The sequence below is a fragment of the Cryptosporangium minutisporangium genome, from assembly GCF_039536245.1.
Taxonomy (GTDB): Bacteria; Actinomycetota; Actinomycetes; order Mycobacteriales; family Cryptosporangiaceae; genus Cryptosporangium; species Cryptosporangium minutisporangium.
The window spans coordinates 42691-60198 of sequence record NZ_BAAAYN010000066.1; the positions used below are offsets into that span (position 1 = coordinate 42691).

Annotated in this window: 13 protein-coding genes; 2 read left to right on the plus strand and 11 right to left on the minus strand. The window is 70.0% G+C overall.

What is annotated here, in order from left to right:
- Positions 1 to 12 precede the first annotated feature (12 nt).
- From ABEB28_RS38990 to metG, 7 genes are all read right to left on the minus strand, one after another.
- Complete coding sequence (locus ABEB28_RS38990; RefSeq protein ID WP_345733332.1) at positions 13 to 1863, minus strand: ABC-F family ATP-binding cassette domain-containing protein; 1851 nt, start codon at positions 1861 to 1863, stop codon at positions 13 to 15.
- The gene (locus tag ABEB28_RS38995; RefSeq protein ID WP_345733333.1) at positions 1863 to 2843 is read right to left on the minus strand and encodes a 4-(cytidine 5'-diphospho)-2-C-methyl-D-erythritol kinase; all 981 of its coding nucleotides are present in this window, start codon (positions 2841 to 2843) and stop codon (positions 1863 to 1865) included. The genes ABEB28_RS38990 and ABEB28_RS38995 overlap by 1 nt, the downstream gene beginning before the upstream one ends.
- Before the next feature lie 136 nt (positions 2844 to 2979).
- Entirely contained in the window at positions 2980 to 5997 is a 3018-nt protein-coding gene (locus ABEB28_RS39000) for an FG-GAP-like repeat-containing protein (protein WP_345733334.1), read from the minus strand.
- 369 nt (positions 5998 to 6366) lie between these two features.
- Positions 6367 to 7293, minus strand: a complete 927-nt coding sequence (rsmA, locus tag ABEB28_RS39005) for a 16S rRNA (adenine(1518)-N(6)/adenine(1519)-N(6))-dimethyltransferase RsmA (protein WP_345733335.1) — start codon at positions 7291 to 7293, stop codon at positions 6367 to 6369.
- A gap of 94 nt (positions 7294 to 7387) precedes the next feature.
- Positions 7388 to 8380 carry a resuscitation-promoting factor gene (locus tag ABEB28_RS39010; protein ID WP_345733336.1) on the minus strand — a complete coding sequence of 331 codons (993 nt, stop codon included), beginning with the start codon at positions 8378 to 8380 and terminating at the stop codon, positions 7388 to 7390.
- Between the two features lie 350 nt (positions 8381 to 8730).
- Positions 8731 to 9552 carry a TatD family hydrolase gene (locus ABEB28_RS39015; RefSeq protein ID WP_345733337.1) on the minus strand — a complete coding sequence of 274 codons (822 nt, stop codon included), beginning with the start codon at positions 9550 to 9552 and terminating at the stop codon, positions 8731 to 8733.
- Entirely contained in the window at positions 9549 to 11339 is a 1791-nt protein-coding gene (gene metG / locus ABEB28_RS39020) for a methionine--tRNA ligase (protein ID WP_345733338.1), read from the minus strand. The genes ABEB28_RS39015 and metG overlap by 4 nt, the downstream gene beginning before the upstream one ends.
- A gap of 189 nt (positions 11340 to 11528) precedes the next feature.
- Here metG and ABEB28_RS39025 point away from each other — a divergent pair, with 189 nt between their 5' ends.
- Positions 11529 to 12650: a hypothetical protein gene (locus ABEB28_RS39025; protein WP_345733339.1), complete on the plus strand. Its 1122-nt coding sequence runs from the start codon at positions 11529 to 11531 to the stop codon at positions 12648 to 12650.
- A gap of 10 nt (positions 12651 to 12660) precedes the next feature.
- Here the strand turns inward: ABEB28_RS39025 and rsmI are convergent, their stop codons facing one another.
- Entirely contained in the window at positions 12661 to 13518 is an 858-nt protein-coding gene (gene rsmI, locus ABEB28_RS39030; RefSeq protein ID WP_345733340.1) for a 16S rRNA (cytidine(1402)-2'-O)-methyltransferase, read from the minus strand.
- 20 nt (positions 13519 to 13538) lie between these two features.
- Positions 13539 to 14720: an FAD-dependent oxidoreductase gene (locus ABEB28_RS39035; protein WP_345733341.1), complete on the minus strand. Its 1182-nt coding sequence runs from the start codon at positions 14718 to 14720 to the stop codon at positions 13539 to 13541.
- A 63-nt stretch (positions 14721 to 14783) separates the two neighbouring features.
- On the opposite strand from ABEB28_RS39035, the gene ABEB28_RS39040 reads away from it, so the two are divergent.
- Positions 14784 to 15251: a MarR family transcriptional regulator gene (locus ABEB28_RS39040; protein ID WP_345733342.1), complete on the plus strand. Its 468-nt coding sequence runs from the start codon at positions 14784 to 14786 to the stop codon at positions 15249 to 15251.
- Between the two features lie 6 nt (positions 15252 to 15257).
- Here the strand turns inward: ABEB28_RS39040 and ABEB28_RS39045 are convergent, their stop codons facing one another.
- Together ABEB28_RS39045 and ABEB28_RS39050 are read right to left on the minus strand one after the other, a co-directional pair.
- Entirely contained in the window at positions 15258 to 16199 is a 942-nt protein-coding gene (locus ABEB28_RS39045; RefSeq protein WP_345733343.1) for a DUF6879 family protein, read from the minus strand.
- 544 nt (positions 16200 to 16743) lie between these two features.
- Positions 16744 to 17493, minus strand: a complete 750-nt coding sequence (locus ABEB28_RS39050; RefSeq protein WP_345733344.1) for an SCO2525 family SAM-dependent methyltransferase — start codon at positions 17491 to 17493, stop codon at positions 16744 to 16746.
- Positions 17494 to 17508 lie beyond the last annotated feature (15 nt).

Here is a 17508-nt window from a genome sequence, read left to right on the forward strand (position 1 = left end):
CAGTGCGGCGGATCACACGTGTTCGGAGAGCTGCAACCATGATTCCTCAGCGGCCTCTCGCTCGGCTTGCAGACCGCGGAGCTCGGCGTCCAACTCGGCGACCTTCGCGAAGTCGGTGGCGTGCTCGGCCAGCTTGCCGTGCAACTTCTTCTCCCGCTCCTCCAGCTTGGCGATCTGCCGTTCGAGTCGGCTGAGCTCCTTCTTCGCCGCCCGCTGGTCGGCTGCGGACAGCCCCGGCTCGTCCGACGACGTCCCCGGGTCCACGCTCGCCGCACCTGGCTCCGCAGCGCCTCCGCCGGGCGTGCCGGTCGCACCCGTGCCGACGCGGCGCCCTCCGCCGGAGGTGAAAACGGCCCGGCGTTCGAGGTACTCCTCGATGCCGCCGGACATCATCCGCAGCGCGCCGTCGCCGAGCAGCGCCCAGACCTGGTCGGTGACGCGTTCGACCAGGTAGCGGTCGTGGCTGACCACGATCAGCGTGCCCGGCCAGGAGTCGAGCAGGTCCTCCAGGGCCTGGAGGGTATCGATGTCGAGGTCGTTGGTCGGCTCGTCGAGCAGGAGGACGTTCGGCCCCGCCATCAGCAGGCGCAGCAGCTGCAGGCGCCGACGTTCACCTCCGGAGAGGTCGCCGACCGGTGTCCACTGCCGCGCGGACGAGAACCCGAACATCTCCGCCAGCTGGGAGGCCGTGAGATCGCGGTCGCCCACGGTCAGGCGCCGCGCCACCTCCTCGACCGCCTCCAGCACCCGGAGCGTCGGTGACAGCTCGGCGACCTCCTGGGACAGGTAGGCCGCCTTCACCGTCTTGCCGACCTTCACCTCGCCCGAGTCGGGCTGACCGGCGCCGGCCAGCAGGCGGAGCAGCGTCGTTTTGCCCGCGCCGTTGACGCCGACCAGCGCGAACCGGTCGCCGGGACCGATCCGCCAGGTCACCCGGTCGAGGATCGTCCGTTCGCCGAACCGCAGTGTGGCGTCCTCGACGTCGTACACCTGTTTGCCGATCCGGGTGCCGGCCAGCCGCTTGAGCTGGACGGTGTCGCGCGGATCGGGGACGTCGGCGATCAGCGCGTTGGCAGCCTCGATCCGGAACTTCGGTTTGCTCGTCCGGGCCGGCGCGCCACGCCGCAGCCAGGCGAGCTCCTTGCGCATGAGGTTCTGCCGACGCTCTTCGGTGGCCTGTGCCTGCCTGGTGCGCTCGGCTCTGGCCAGCACCCACGCGGCGTACCCACCCTCGTACTGCTCGACCCGGCCGTCGGTGACCTCCCAGGTGCGGGTGCAGACCGCGTCCAGGAACCACCGGTCGTGGGTGACGACCAGCAGCCCTCCGCGCCGTCCGACCAGGTAGTCGGCGAGCCAGGCCACGCCCTCGACGTCGAGGTGGTTGGTCGGCTCGTCGAGGACCAGCAGGTCGGTGTCGCGGACCAGCAGCGCTGCCAGCGCGACCCGGCGGCGTTCACCACCCGACAACGACCGCACCGGGGCGTCCAGACCGATCGTGTGCAGGCCGAGGCCGTCCAGGACGGTCCGGATCCGCGCGTCGCCCGCCCATTCGTGCTCGGCGCCGAAGGCGTCGGGCAGCCAGGCCGAGCCGATCACGACATCGTGCACCAGCGCCTTGTCGGGGAAGATCACCGACTGCGTCAGGTGACCCAGGCGGAGACCGCCGCGGTGGGTGACCCGTCCGGAGTTCGGCTCCTCCGCCTTCGTGAGGACGCGCAGCAGCGTCGACTTCCCCGCGCCGTTGAGGCCGACGACGCCGATCCGCTCGGCCTCCCCCAACCCCAGCGACACCTGGTCGAGCAGCGTCCGGGTGCCGTGGCTGACGCTGACGTTCTCCAGGTTGACCTGATTGACGGTGGCCATCAGTCCTCCACCGTCAGGCGCGCGCCGTCGACCGAGCCGTGCGCGACCAGAACCGCACTGACACCCGGCACCGCTGCGGCGCGCAGCCGGTCGGCGATCTGGGCCGAGTGGTCGGCGTCGACGGCGAGGAATGCGCAGGTGGGGCCGGACCCGGAGACGATGCCGGCGAGGGCACCGGCGGCGGTGCCTGCGGTCAGTACGTCCGCGAGCTCGGGACGGAGCGAGAGCGTCGCGGCCTGCAGGTCGTTGCAGAGCGCGTCGGCGAGCGCGGCGGGATCCGGGTCGTCGAGCGCCTTGATCACCGCCGCCGGGTCGGACGCGTCGGCGTCGGTGCCGCGCAGCCGGTCGGTCTCGGCGTACACGGCGGGCGTGGACAGGCCTTTCCCGGCGACCGCGAGCACCCAGTGCCGTCGGTACGGGTGGGTCAGCGGAGTGAGCCGCTCGCCGCGACCGGTGCCCAGCGCGTCACCACCGTGCAGCGCGAACGGAACGTCCGAGCCCAGGTCGGCGGCGATCGTGTGCAGCCGCTCGGCCGGTGTGGCGAGGTTCCACAGTGCGTCGCCGGCCACCAGCGCGGCCGCAGCGTCGGCGGAGCCACCGGCCATGCCACCCGCCACCGGGATGCCCTTGCGCAGGCGGATGGTGACCGCGGGCTCGACCTTCGCCGCGTCGGCCAGCGCGTAGAGCGCCCGCACGGCGAGGTTGCGCGCGTCGGTGGGGACGCCGTCGGTGCGGATGCCGTCGGTCGGGGCACCCTCGGCCGACAGGTCGACAGCGGGCTCGTCGAGGATCAGTCGGACGCCTGGCGGACCCGGCTCCAGCGTGAGCTCGTCGGAGAGTGACACCGCGTGGAAGACGGTCGCCAGATCGTGGAAGTTGTCGTCGCGCAATGGCCCGACACCCAGATGCAGATTGATCTTGGCCGGGACCCGAACGCGAACCACGGAACGGGACTGAACGGTCAGCGGATACTCCTCCATCGAACGGGCGTGCGTGCTCAGGCTACCGGTCCCTGGAGTACCGCCGGTCCCTGGCGGCCCCGCCTGTGGACACAGAACGGGGCCCACCCCGGCTGGGTGGGCCCCGTTACTGTTTGTTACGGACTAGCGGGTCGCCTTAGCTGGTCGCGGACTCACCCGTGACCGGCATCGCGCCGTTCGCGTTGAACGTCACGGTCGGCTTGCCGCGGAAGTGCCAGGTTCCCTTGCTCGGCCGGTACACGGCGTAGTCGGACGCGCCGTCACCGTCGAAGTCACCGGCGAGCGGGATGTCGCCGGAAGCGCCGTACTGGACGTTCGCGCCCCCGTGCAGGTACCAGGTGCCGTTCGACGGACGGAACACCATGCGGTCGGCATCGCCGTCGCCGTTCCAGTCACCCCGGACCGGGATGTCGCCACGCTGGCCGTACTTGACGCTGGCTGCGCCCCGCACGTACCAGGTGCCGTTGGACGGACGGAACACGGCGATCTCGTCCGTGCCGTCACCGTTGTAGTCGGCGGCGGCCGGAACGTCACCCACGGTGCCGTGCTGCACACCGGCAGCCGGTCCGCCCTGGTAGTACCAGGTGCCGTTCGACGGGCGGAAGACCGCGATGTCGGCCTGGCCATCGCCGGTGAAGTCACCCGACACCGGGATGTCCGTGGAGCGACCGAACGCGACCGACGGCCCGTCCTCGATCATCCAGGTGTTGCCCCGGACGACGGTCTTGTCGAACTCCGGGTCCTCGTCGAAGTTGCCGACGACGAACCGGTCGCCCGTCTGACCGAAGTTGTCCGAGCCGCCCTGCCAGGCGAAGACGCCGTTGCGGTAGGTCGCGATGTCCGTCCGCCCGCTGGCGTCGTAGTCACCCCACGCGACGTCGGTCGGCTCCGGCTCTTCGCCCTCGTCGACCGTCAGCGTCGCGATCCGCGAGTACTCGAAGTTGCCGGCCGCGTCGGTGATCCGCACCTGGTAGAAGGTGTTGTCGTCAGCGCCGGTCACGTTCGACCGGGTGTACGACGCACTGGTCGCACCCGGGATGTTGCTGAACGAGTTCTCCGCACCCGTGGTGCTGCGCTGCCACTGGTAGCTCAGCGGCGGGCTGACCGGAGCGGTCGCCGACACGCTGAACGTGACGTCGTCGCCCTCGTCAGCGGTCTGGTCCTGCGGCTGGGTGTTGATCACCGGGCCGCCGGTGACCTCGAGCGTCACCGCGTTGGTCGTGACCGTTCCCAGCGTGTTGGTGAGAATGGCCCGGAACTGGGTGTTGTTCAGCGCCTGCGGCGCGTCGACCACGGTGAGCGTCGACGACGACGCGCCGGTCACCACCGTGAGGTTCGACCCCGACACGTTCGCCCAGCTGCCGTTCGCCGAAGCGCGGGTCTGCCACTGCACGGTCGGGTTCGGCGTACCCGTGAAGGCCACGGTGAACGTGGTGTTGTCCGCCCCGGTGAAGACCCGCTCGCTCAGCGGCTGCGTGGTGATCGTCGGGAAGTTCGTGATCGCCAACGTGGCCGGCGACGTCATCGCCGTCCCGGCGACGTTCGTACCCACGGCACGGTACTGCGTCCCGTGCTGGGCAGCGCTGACGTTGAGCACCGTGAGCGTCGAATCGGTGCTGGTGGTGAGCACCTGGTTCAGCGTTCCGGGTCCGGTGGCGACCGTTGCCCAGTCCGAGGCGCCCGGCGCCCGGCTTTCCCACCGGATGGTCACCGGCGCGGTGCCGGTGAAGTCAGCGTCGAACGTCTGCGAGTTGCCGACTGCGACGGTGCCACCGCCACCCACTAGCACCGTGAGCGGGTTGAACACCGGGGCTACCGGCGGCACGACCTGCGCGAGGCGCCAGCTGGCGACGTCGTACCGGGTCTCCCCGACGACGGTCCGGGTGGTGCCCGCACCGACGACTGCGCCGCCCGCCGTGAACGTGATCGGCTCGGCGCTCACGCTTCCGGCATAACCGAAGTCGATCCCGCGGAGACGAACCGTGCCGCCCGCGCCGAACGTGGTGTCCGGAGAGCCGCCCAGGTAGAACCGGAAAATTTCGCCGCTGCCGCCGCAGTCGTTCGTCAGCCAGTACCGCGAGCTGTTCGACGCGAGTTCCGGCTGGCCCGACGAGCAGTTGCTCTGCAACGTGGTCGGCGAGATGCCGCCGCCACCCCAGTTCTCGTCGATCGTGCCATTGGCGTTGACCCGGGCGAGGAAGAGGCTCGTACCGGCCCGGCCGGAGATCACGACCTTGCCGGCAGAGTCTGCGGCTTCGATCGCGTCGCCGAGCGCCTCGTTCGTCCAGGAGCGACCGCCGGTCTCGAAGGCGGTCTCCAACGCGGTGGACTGACCGACCGGGTTCCCGCCGGTGCCACCGAACGTGGTGAGTGGCGTGCCGGCGGTCTCGGGGCCGCCAGTGGTGCCCGCCACGGCGAACACGACCGACTGGCTGTCCGCGCCCGCCGAACCGGCGATCTGCGCCGTTCCGACGATGTTGTTGGAGGTGGCCAGGACCGCGATGCCACCGATCGACAGGGCGCCGGTGCCGAGCCCGGTCGGCAGGGTGGCGATACCACCCGTGCCGAAGGTGTCGAACGCACCGGCCGAGGTCACCCGCATGATCCGGGCATCCCGATCGCCGGCGGTGCTGACCGCCTGAGTGGCGATCACCAGGCTGGTGCCGCTCATCTCGACGTCGACCACGGTGAAGCCGGCTTCGTAGCTGGCTCCGAGGCCCGACGCGCGGGTGGCGACGCCGAGGGTGCCGAAGCCGCCCACCGCGGCTCCCGCAGCGTCCAGCGCGGCGATGATGACGTTCGTGCCACTGCGGCCGACGACGTAAAGCCGACCGCCGCCGTTCGAGTCGTAGACCAGGTGCGACACGGTCGTATTGGCCGGCAGGTTGGCGACCGTCACCGCGCCGTTGGTGCCCCAGGCGGTGTCTCGGTCGCCAGCCGCGGTGAACCGGGTCAGCGTGACCGGTCGTGGGTCGACCCCACCCTGCCGCTGCCCTAGGACGTAACGCTCGTCACCGGCGAGACCTCCCGCTTCGAATGCGACCGCATCGATGCCGAGGACGTCGGTGTAACCGCCGAGTGCCGTCCGGTCCGCGCCCCCGTATGTCGGATCGGCGATGTAGTCGACAGCTCCTGCGGGTGGACTGGCAAGCATCGCAGCAACGGTGCCAACTGTGGCAGCGGCCGCGACCGCGGGTGCTCGCCATCGGGACGCACGACGTGCGTGTACCCCCATGCTGTTTCCCCCCAAGGTCGTGTAACCCCCCTCCCGACGATGATCGGGAGTTCTCGTCGCACGCTAGCACTATCCGGACATAAGTGACTTATAGGATTCTCACGCCACGCATATCCGTCTACCGGAGAGCCGCGAGCCGACGCGAATGACCTCTGCGCGCCTTGGAGAGCGTCGTTAATCCAGATCAACGCCGTTTACACGACGTCCACAGTGCGACCCCTGAGAGGCGTTGCACGATTGCGTCTGCTGGAGGGGAGAAAAGTGTGCAGCGCCCGGCGGCGACGCGACTCAGCGCGCGGCGGCGATCCGGGTAAAGGTCGCGACGTCGATCGTCTCGCCGCGCGCGGTCGGATCCACCCCGGCGGCCCGCAAAGCCGCCTCCGCGCGCACCGCTCCCCCGGCCCAACCGGCCAGCGCCGCCCGCAGTGTCTTGCGCCGCTGCGCGAACGCCGCGTCGACCACAGCGAACGTGTCCTTGCGCGACGCACCGACCGGCGGATCGCGCCGTTCCAGCCGGACCAGCCCGGAATCCACATTGGGAACGGGCCAGAACACGGCCCGCGGCACGGCGCCGGCCTTGGTTACCGCGCAGTACCACGCTGCCTTCGCGCTCGGGACACCGTAGGTCCGCGAGCCGGGCGGGGCAGCCAGCCGGTCGGCGACCTCGGCCTGCACCATCACCAGCCCGGTGCGCAGCGTCGGCACGGTCTCCAGGAGGTGCAGGACGACCGGCACGGCCACGTTGTAGGGCAGGTTGGCCACGAGCGCGGTGGGCCCGTCGACGCCACGCGCCCCCTCGGCCGCCGACCCGGCCGGAACCGTCGCCGGACGGCTGCCGACGACACGCCGAGCGGCGTCGGCCAGCTCCTCGCACGACACCGTCATCGCATCGGCGGTCAGTACTTCCAGGTGCGCTGCCCGCGACGCCAGCCGCTCGGCGACGGTGCCCGGTAGCGCGCCGGCCAGCACCGGATCGATCTCCACCGCCACCACCCCGGCGGCGGCTCCCAGCAGGCCGAGCGTCAACGACCCGAGTCCTGGGCCGACCTCCAGCACCACGTCGTCCGGGCCGACTCCGGCGGTGCGGACGATGCGCCGGATCGTGTTCGGATCGTGCAGGAAGTTCTGGCCGAGCGTCTTGGTCGGACGCACACCGAGCCGCGAGGCCAGCGCACGAACCTCCGCCGGCCCGAGCAACCCGTCATCGCTGGACACCCGAGGAACCCTACCTACCGGCAGGCGCTGTGCGTTTCGGCGACCTATGGCCTGCCAAAACGCACAGCGCCTGCCGGATCGGAGGACGCGGGGCTCAGCTGAAGAGGCGCGAGCCGCAGACCGGCCACTGCCCGGCGCCGGCCGCGTTGTACAGCTTGATCGCGCGGTAGGTCTGCTCCGCAGGGCTCGCCTGGCTGGGCAGACCGGTGCCGCCCACGCGCTGCCACGTCGAGACGCTGAACTGATAGAGCCCGTGGTAGGTGCCACCCGCGGAGACCACGGAAGCACGACCGCCGGACTCGCACTGCGCCAGCGCCGCCCAGTTCAGCCCGTTACCGCCGCTGGGGTACGCCTTGGTGCCCTTCGCGACCACGGTCGGCTTGGCGGCGGTCAGCACGGTCTTGGAGACCACCTGCTGCGTCGTGAGCTTGCCGTCCGTGTAGACGGACCGGACGACGCGGCGCTCCTTCCCGGAGCGTCCCTGAGTCACCACGCGCTTCTCGCCGGAGAACATGCTCGCGTCCTTACGCGTCGTTACCGGCGCCGCGATCGTCACGGTCTTGGTCGCGGTCTTCGTCGTGATCCGCTGCACCGTGACCTTCTGGCCGGTGGCCAGGATGGTGGCGACCGCCGGGATCGCCCGGTCGTCCACGTCGAGCGAGAGGCCCTGCTCGACGAGCAGCTCCTCCACGGTCGCCGCGTAGGTGGTGGGGGTGGTCGTCCGGCCGTCCGCCTTCAGACTCACCTGCTTCTGCGTGCGGACGCTGAGCGCCGCGCCGTCGAGCGGCAGGCGCGAGCGGCGGGACGCGGAGAGCTTGATGTCACGGCGGCCCATGCTGAGCTCGTCGAGCGCCTCCTCGACGGTCGGCGCGGTGACCCAGACTTCCTGCGTCGTGCCGTCGACCGTGACCTTCAATTTCCGGGCCCGGTCGACCTCGATCGTGTCCCCGCGACGGACCTCGGCATCAACGGCGGGGATCACTTCGTCGCGGTCACTGAGTTCGACCCCTGCGGAAGCCAGCACACCCCGGACGTCGTCCGCGTGGGTGTGGACCGTTCGCTGTTCTCCGTCGACACGGAGGGTCACCGCACGATCAGTGGCTACCCAGGCACCTCCTCCCGCGAGTAACGCCGCGACAGAGGCGATCTTGATTCCGGTAGCGACTTTGGACGTGCGCGGCGAGCGTTGAAACACCCGACTCCAGACCTCAACGGACCCGGGCAGGACGGTGATTCGTCGTGCTGTCCATCCCGGCTGCGTGGGTCGCTAGATGCTCCCTGGCGACCCGACGGGCCACCGTACGTGCCCGTTCGCCACGCTGCCACCCGACCATCTCGGCACGTTCGGGACATCCAGGCCCCACAGCATCCGATTTGTAGCGCGCTCCGACGCCGGTTTCGTGGACTTCCTCACGCCCGCCGAGCCGCGCCGGACCGCTATCCCCAGGGCCCGAAGACGCGTTCCCCGGTGGCCCAGAGCGCGGCGGACAACTCGTCGATGTCGTCGCCACGGACCTCGGCCAACGCCCGCACGATCAGTGGAATCAAGTACGGAGCGTTAGGACGTCCGCGATACGGCATCGGCGTCAGGAACGGACCGTCGGTCTCCACCAGCAGGAGGTCCCGTGGCGCCACCGCAGCGGCGTCCCGCAGGTTCTGCGCGTTCTTGAACGTCAACGTGCCGGCGAAGCTCATCACGTACCCGGCGTCGGCACAGCGGCGGGCCATCGCCTCGTCGCCCGAGTAGCAGTGGAAAACGACCTTCTCCGGCGCTCCTTCCGAGGAGAGCACTCGGAAAACGTCCTCGTGGGCGTCCCGGTCGTGGATCACCAGCGCCTTGCCGGACCGCTTCGCGATCGCGATGTGTGCCCGGAACGACTCCTCCTGCGCCGCTATCCCCTCCGGACCGGTCCGGTAGAAGTCCAGGCCGGTCTCCCCGATGCCACGAACCTCGGGCCGCGACGCCAGCTTCTCGATCTCCGCGAGAGCGCCGTCGAGGTCCTCCAACGCGGGCACGTCGTTGGGGTGGATCGCCACCGTGGCGGCCACCCCCGGATGCGCGGCCGCGAGGTCGGCGGCCCAGGTCGAGGACGGTACGTCGCACCCCACCTGGACGACCCGGGTGACGCCCACCGCCGCGGCCCTGGCGAGGGCCGCGGCGGGGTCACCACCCTGGACGTCGAGGTGGGTGTGGCTGTCGAGCACCGGAACCGCGAGCGGCTCGGGATCGGGAGGCGCTTCCCCCGAACGACCGCTCACGAATCCCCCAGCCGCGCCAACTCTTCCTCCACGATCGACTCGTCGAGCTTCTTGAACACCGGCTTCGGGGGCGCGAGCGGACGCCCGACCTCGATCGGCCGGGACACCCAGCGGGCGGACGCGGCCGCGTAGTCGCCACTGATCACCGGGTAGTCCGGTCCGCCCTCCTCGGAAACCTCGCGGACCTCAGGCGAACCCGACCAGACGCCGGTCTCACCGAGCAGCTCGTGCACCTTCTGGGCGGAGTGCGGCAGGAACGGCGTCAGCAGGGCCTTGCAGTCGTCGACGACCTGGAGTGCGGTGTACAGGACCGTGTCCCGACGCTCGTGGGTAGAAGGATCCTTCAACGTCCACGGCGCCTGGTCGGAGAGGTACTTGTTCGCGTCGCCGACCACCCGCATCGCCTCGCCGATCGCCGCCTTGAACCGGGACCGCTCGAGCAGCGCTCCCACCGACGCGAACGCAGCCTTCGACGAGTCGAGCAGCGCAGCGTCGGCCTCGGTGAGCGTCCCGGGGGTGGGCACCGCACCGACGTTCTTGGCCGCCAGCGAGATCGACCGGTTGACCAGGTTGCCCCAGCCGGCGACCAGCTCGTCGTTGTTGCGGCGCCGGAACTCCGTCCAGGTGAAGTCCGTGTCCTGGTTCTCCGGACCGGCCGCCGCGATGAAGTACCGCAGCGCGTCGGCGTCGTACCGGGACAGGAAGTCGTTGACGTAGATGACCACCCGCCGGGACGAGGAGAACTTCTTGCCCTCCATCGTGAGGAACTCGCTGGAGACCACCTCGGTCGGCAGCTCCAGCGTCCCGAACTCGCCCGGCGAACCACCGCGCGACCCACGACCGTCGTAACCGAGCAGCTCCGCCGGCCAGATCTGGGAGTGGAACGTGATGTTGTCCTTGCCCATGAAGTAGAACGAGGACGCCTCGGGGTTGCACCACCAAGACTTCCACGCGTCCGGCTCCCCCGAGCGGCGCGCCCACTCGACCGACGCCGAGAGGTACCCGATCACCGCGTCGAACCAGACGTAGAGCCGCTTGCTGGGGTTGTTCTCCCAACCGGGCAGCGGCACCGGCACGCCCCAGTCGATGTCCCGCGTCATCGCCCGCGGCTTGATGTCGTCGAGCAGGTTCAGCGAGAACTTGAGGACGTTCGGCCGCCAGTCGGTGCGGGTCTGCAACCAGGACCCGAGCGCCTCGGCCAGCGCCGGCAGGTCCAGGAAGAAGTGCTCGGTCTCGACGAACTGCGGCGTCTCCCCGTTGATCTTCGAGCGCGGGTCGATCAGGTCGGTGGGGTCGAGCTGGTTGCCGCAGTTGTCGCACTGGTCGCCGCGGGCGCTCGGGTAGCCGCAGATCGGGCAGGTGCCCTCGATGAAGCGGTCGGGCAGCGTCCGGCCGGTCGACGGGCTGATCGCGCCCTTCGTTGCTTTGGGGATCAGGTACCCGTTGCGGTGCAGGGTCTTGAACAGCTCCTGGGCCACCGCGTAGTGGTTGCGCGTCGTGGTCCGGGTGAACAGGTCGTAGGAGAGCCCGAGTCCGGTCAGGTCGTCCACGATCACCCGGTTGTAGCGGTCGGCGAGCTCGCGCGGCGACACGCCCTCCTGCTCGGCCTGCACCAGGATCGGCGTCCCATGCTCGTCCGTCCCGGAGACCATCAGGACCTTGTTGCCCGCCATGCGCTGGTACCGGCTGAAGACGTCGGACGGGACGCCGAATCCGGAGACGTGGCCGATGTGCCGCGGACCGTTGGCATAGGGCCACGCGACCGCGGTGAGGATGTGACGGGTCATGGGGACAAGCCTAGGCCCCGTCCGTCGATGGGCTCACCCTCGCCGGGCGCGCTCGGCGCACCCATGCGCCGGGCGCGTGCCTAGGCCGTCAGTGGGGAACCGTTTTCCCGCGCCGCGGGGTGCGCATGCGCCACGCCGACAAACGGAACTATCCGTCATAACGGGCGAGGTGCGCGCTCCAATGGATCCGTGGGCACCAGCAACGACACAACGACGGACATTCGGACGGCCGAGACGGCGTCGGCTCTGTCCACCGAGGTACCGACGTTCGCCGGTTCACCCTCGTCGGCCGCCGCCGACGAGCCGGTCCTGTTCGAGTGGGACGCTCCGGTCTCCGGCGCTCACCCGCCGGCTGCGAACGCGTCCCGCGCGGACCCCTCCGACACCGACGAACTCCTGGTGGACGAGGGACGAGCCGCGCCGCACGAGATGGAGGGCGCGGAGCCGCTCCCCCTGGACCTGCCCGACCCGGCGGCACCACCGGCGCGGCCCGACCCGGAGCCCTCGCTGGTGCTCTACCGATCCGCCCCGCGGACTGGCGCGGACCGCTGGGTGGACGCCGGGCTCGCGCTGCTGCTCCGGGACCGCGTCCGCGCCGACGGAACACGCACCGGCGGAGCCGCCGGGCAGCACTGGCCCGCTCGGCACAGCATCGCCGGGGTGTCCGGCCTACCCGGGAACGTCGGCGGCGTGCTCGGTGCGCATCGCCGGGCGGTCGGCGAGCGGGCCACCCAGCCCTCGATCCGCCGCGGGGCCGCACACGGGAGCCAGGAGACGACGCCCCCGGCACCTCCCGCCACCCCGAGCCATGCCGGTCTGCGCCACCCCGCGGCCGGACTCGTGCCTGCGCTGGCTCTCGGTCTGCTGGCGGCGTTCTTCGGCTGGGTGAGCGCGGCGCCATTCTGGCTGGCGAACGGGGTGGGAGCCGAGGGCACCGCGACCGTTACCCACTGTCGGCAGCAGGCGCTCGGCGACCGCTGCACCGGACGCTTCGTCGCTGACGACGGAACGTTCACCCGGATCGTCCGGCTCGCCGATCTGGATCCGTCCGACCGGGCGACCGGCAGCACCGTCGATGCTCGGATGCTGCCGGGTGGGAACGTCGCTTACGCCGGGCCAGCCGCCGGTCTGCACCTGCGGTGGATGCTGGGCTTCCTCGGGGTGCTGGCGTGCGGTGTCGGCGTCGGTGCGGCCACCGGAGTGCAGCGGCTGCGCCGCGAGGGCCCCCGCAAGGTCGGTGTCCTCTGGGCGCTGTCGCTCGGTGGCCCCGCCGTCCTCGCGCTGATCACTCTGGTCGCCGCGCTCCTGTGACCCGGCCGAATCAGCTCTCGCTCCGCTTCGCCGCCTGCACCGCGTCGTAAACGACGCTGCGGGAGACGCCGACCGCGGTGGCGACCGCGCGCATCGCCTCCTTGCGCGGCACGCCGCCGGCCTCGGCGAGCGCCACCCGGCGGGCGAGTTCGGCGGCGTCGGGTGCGTCCTCGGCCCGGGGCGGCGGGGCCCCGGCGATCACGACCGTGATCTCGCCGAGCAGCCCGTCCTTCGCCCAGTCGGCGAGTTCGCCGAGCGTCCCCCGGCGGACCTCCTCGTGCGTCTTGGTCAACTCCCGGCAGACCGCGGCGTCCCGGTCGGCACCGAACGCCGCCACGGCGTCGGCGAGTGAGGACCCGATGCGCTTGGGCGACTCGAAGAACACCATCGTGCGTGGTTCGCTCGCGAGCGCCGCGTACGTGCTCCGCCGCTTGCCCGGCTCCCGGGGCGGGAAGCCCTCGAAGCAGAACCGAGCGCTCGGCAGGCCGGACAGCGTGATCGCGGTGGTCACCGCCGACGGGCCGGGCAGGACGCTCACCGGGATGTCGGCCGCGATCGCCGCGGCGACCAGCCGGTACCCGGGATCCGAGACGCTGGGCATGCCGCCGTCCGTGACCAGCAGGACGGTGGCGCCGGCGACAGCCCGGTCCCGCAGGCCGTCGGTCTGCCGCTGCTCGGTGACGTCGTCGTAGCGGACGATCTGCCCGCCGACGGTCACTCCGAGGTCGGACGCGAGCCGCCGCGCCCGCCGAGTGTCCTCGGCCGCGATCACGTCCGCGGTCGCCAGCGCGTCCTTCAGCCGATCGGTCGCGTCACCCGGGTTACCCAACGGCACACCAGCGAGGACCACCCTGCCCTGAGCACTCACCGCACAAGTATCCCGGTCGGTTACGCGGCGGGTGTATCCCAGTCGACGTGGTAGCGGTACATCCAGTCGTTGTTCATCGAACGCGACGCCAGTCGCAGGAACACCGGCATCATCGCGTCCCGCAGCACTCGCCCCACCGGCCCGGCGGCCTTCATCGAGCTGGTCCTTGCGCCGGCCGCCACGACCCGCTCCACCCGCGGCCGGCGCAGCGCGACGTAGGTGGCGAACGCGTCCGCGACGTCGGGCAGGTCCCGCAGGCACTTGGCGAGCACCACCGCGTCCTCGATCGCCATCGACGCCCCCTGCCCGGACGACGGTGCCGTCGCGTGTGCGGCGTCCCCGGCCAGGACCACTCGCCCGCGGTACCAGTTCGGCACCGCGCGGAGGTCGTACGTGGCCCAGCCGGTCATGGGGTTCGTGCTCGCCTCGATCAACGCGACGGCCGGCGAGCGATCTCCGGCGAAGAGGTCGAGCAGCCGTTGCCGCCACGCGTCACCCGTGGCGATCTCGGCGAGTTCCGCCGCCGTCGGCGGGGTGGGATACGGCGGGTTGGCGAACCACCACACCTCGCCGTTCGGCGCCGGTACGTAGCCGAAGAACGCGCGCTTGCCGAAGACCATCGTGAACGTTCCCGGCTCGGCGTCGACCTCCACACCGCGGGCGTAGCCACCGGTGTTCAGTACCGGCACGTACCGCGGAGCCGGTGCGTCCGGGTCGATGACGGTCCGGGTCAACGAGTGCAGGCCGTCGCACCCGACCAGGAGGTCGCCCTGCGCCTCGCTCCCGTCCGCGAAGCGGGCTCGGACGCCGTCCGGCGTCTGCTCGACGCCGACCAGGCTCTTGCCGTACTCGACCGGCACGCCCCGCCGCACCGCCTCGTCGCGAAGCGCCCGGTACAGGTCGGCACGGCGGATCGTCCGGCTCGTCGCGCCCTCGGCCCCGTGCGCCATCCGGCCGAGCACCCGGCCGGTTCCGCTGCGCATCACCATCCGGGGCGTCGGGAACGCGGCGGCCTCGACCGGCTCGGCCGCCCCGAGAACGCGCAGAGCGTCCATTCCGTTGCCGGCGAACGTGAGGAACAGCCCGACGTCGTCCGCGACGTCCGGATGCCGCTCGTAGATCGTCGCGTCCAGACCGGCGCGGCGGAGCGCGATCGCGGCCGCCGCGCCGGCGACGCCACCACCGATGACAAGCGCATGCATGACCGTCTCCGTCCGTGGAAGTATTTCGTTCGGCCAAACTAAACATAAAGTACGATGTCAAGCGTGGCCTCCGAACGCGAGACGCTGATCGCGCAGCTGGACATGGCGGGACGGGCGCTCAGCACGGTGGCGGTCATGTTCCACACGGCGCTCGCCGAACTCTCCGGGCTGAGCGCCACCGAGCAGAAGGCGCTGGATCTGATCGAGCGGTTCGGCCCGCTCACCGCCGGCGATCTCGCTCAGCGCTCGGGCCTCGCGCCCGCCTCGGTCACCGGCCTGTTGAGCCGTCTGGAGAAGAAGGGGTTCGCACGGCGCATCCCCAACCCGGAGGACCGGCGCAGCGTCCTGGTCGAGATCGTCCGCGGCCGCCTGGATGCGATCGGACCGCACTTCGTCGAGTTGCTGCGGCCGTTGCACCAGCTCTACGACACGTTCAGCGACGAGGAGCTGCGCGCGATCTTGCGCTACCTGACCGAGGCGGCGAGGCTCCAGCAGGAGGTCACCGGACGGCTCCCGAGGGCCGACAGATGAGCGGCCTCACGCGCTCAGGACGAGGTACTCCTCCAGGGATTTGCCCAGCGACCAGAGGTACTCGAAATCGGCCGCCCGCTTCCTGAGCTGACCGATGTCGAGCACCAACTTGGTGTTGAGGATCGCCGGCACCGCATGGTTCACCCGGCTCGACGAGGCCACGGTCTCGTAGCTGACGTCGCCGTCGAAGATGATGAAGTCGCGCAGGTCCATGTGGGACTGGTTGATGCGGTGGTAGTCGAGCACCCGAAGGTCGATACCGGCGGCCCGCTGCATCGTGCAGATGTCCCGGAATCCTTCGTCGGTGACCATGTCGGGCTTGTCGAAGATGAAGATGCGCCGCACCGTCACGCCGCGCTGCCGGGCGTCCTGTTGAGCCTGGAGGTACCGGCGCCCGAGCGCGCTCTGCCAGAAGCCGTTCCCGAAACTGTCACCGCCGGCGTCCACCGTCGCGAAGCTGGTGGCGTCGATGTGGGAGCGCGTGCAGTCGGTCAAGCCGATCAGCCAGTCCCGGTCCTCACCCTCGTAGGTGGCCTCGCCGGCAGCCAGCGCCTTCAAGAAGGACGACGTGCGAGTGATTTCGTTCTGCGCGAACTCGTAGACGAGATCGGGCTCGCCCGGCTTGATCAGGATCGCGTGCCGGACCATCTGGGTGACCGCGTCGGAACGCGCCGCACTCTCCTCCAGCATTCCCAGCAGACGCGACGACTCGGTGATCCGCGTGAATGCGCGATGGACCACCTCGTGAATGTTCTGCTCGTGGTCGATCTGCCGCTCTTCGATCGCCCGTAATCGCCCATCCAGCTCCATCAGGAACTGGACGACCAGCACGACGCCGCCGAGGAAGACCGAGAGTGTCAGCGCGGTCAGTGCGGCCTGATCCGGTGCGCCCGATCCGCGCGCATTGGTCAAGCTCGTCAGTCCGTAGGTCAGTCCGCCGATCGCCAACGAAATAACGATGCGCCAAGCAATTCGCGCGTTGCTTCCCCCCATGCGACGACTCGTCCCCCCGCTCATCCGCACTCCCCTACTGATTCCTGCGGCATCACATCCAGGTGCCTGACCGGAGCCACCGCGGATCGGTCGCACACTCGGTCGGCCTGCGCCCGCCGGACCAGGGCGGATACGCGGCCCACGCCGGCCGCCGGCAGTCTCCCAGCGCGCTCCGCGGCCGGCGAGCCGATCGTGTCCGGCCGCGCCCGGTGATCGGCGACACGGTGCGTCATCGAATTTGTAATCGGCGTGGAATGTCGCAGCAGCCCGGTGTGTACCTCGTCAAGTACCAGCACTCTCGCCCCCGGTCCAGTCACAGCCGGCTATGGCTCGCCGACGTTCCCGCCAAAAACGTAGTTGATGCGGTTCGCGATTTCGCGGGGAAGACGGAAACCTTCGGCCACACTTCGCTGAGTGATCTACCCGACCACCGCACCGTCCACATTAATTCGGCTGAGAATCACCGGCACCGTCTGCTCCACCAGTCAGAAACAGGTCACTACACCTTCTTCCGGCCGACGGCGAGGATCATGCCGTCATAACCCTCGCGGAGCGATCCGTCCTCGGTGGCCGCCGGCTCGTAGTGCACGCTCAGCCCCTCCACCACCGGCGAGAGCAGGCGGGTGATGTCATCCCGGTCCACCCGTACCGCCGGGAAGGGCTTGCCTGCCACCTGATAACCCCGCGAGTTCTCCATGAATGCACTGGCCAACGGCGCCCCTGGCTTGAGTAGCGTCAGGAAACGCTCCAGGGCGAGTTTGAACTCTTCCCAGTCGGCCGAGATCGACTCCGCTACGAAGAACATCGTCCCGATGTCGTACTGCACCTCCGGCTCGAACGTGTAGAGGTCACGGAGGAGGACCGACCCGGCCCGACGAAACGCGGCTCGCGGATCCATGATTCGGCGATAGATTGCGTTCTCGCACAAAACTTGCCAAAAAGGATCCCACGATCGATCGTAGAAACACAACTGTCCGGCAATCCATCGCACGTTCGATACGGAGCGGTCCAGCAACGTCAACTTCTCGACGAAGGGAAGCATCGTGAAAGCCGGATACAAATTGGCGCCGGTTCCGAGATCGACACCGATCGCGCCCGGGCGCGGCGGGTGGGCGGTGAAATGGTCGCGCGTCGCGATGATGAAGTTTCGGTCGTCCCCGCGCAGCGTCCGGTAGTTGTGCCGGAGATAGCTTTTCGCATCGAAATCGTTCCAGTTGACTTCTTCATTGCGCGGCTGGCCGGCATCCATCAGCACTCCCCCGGA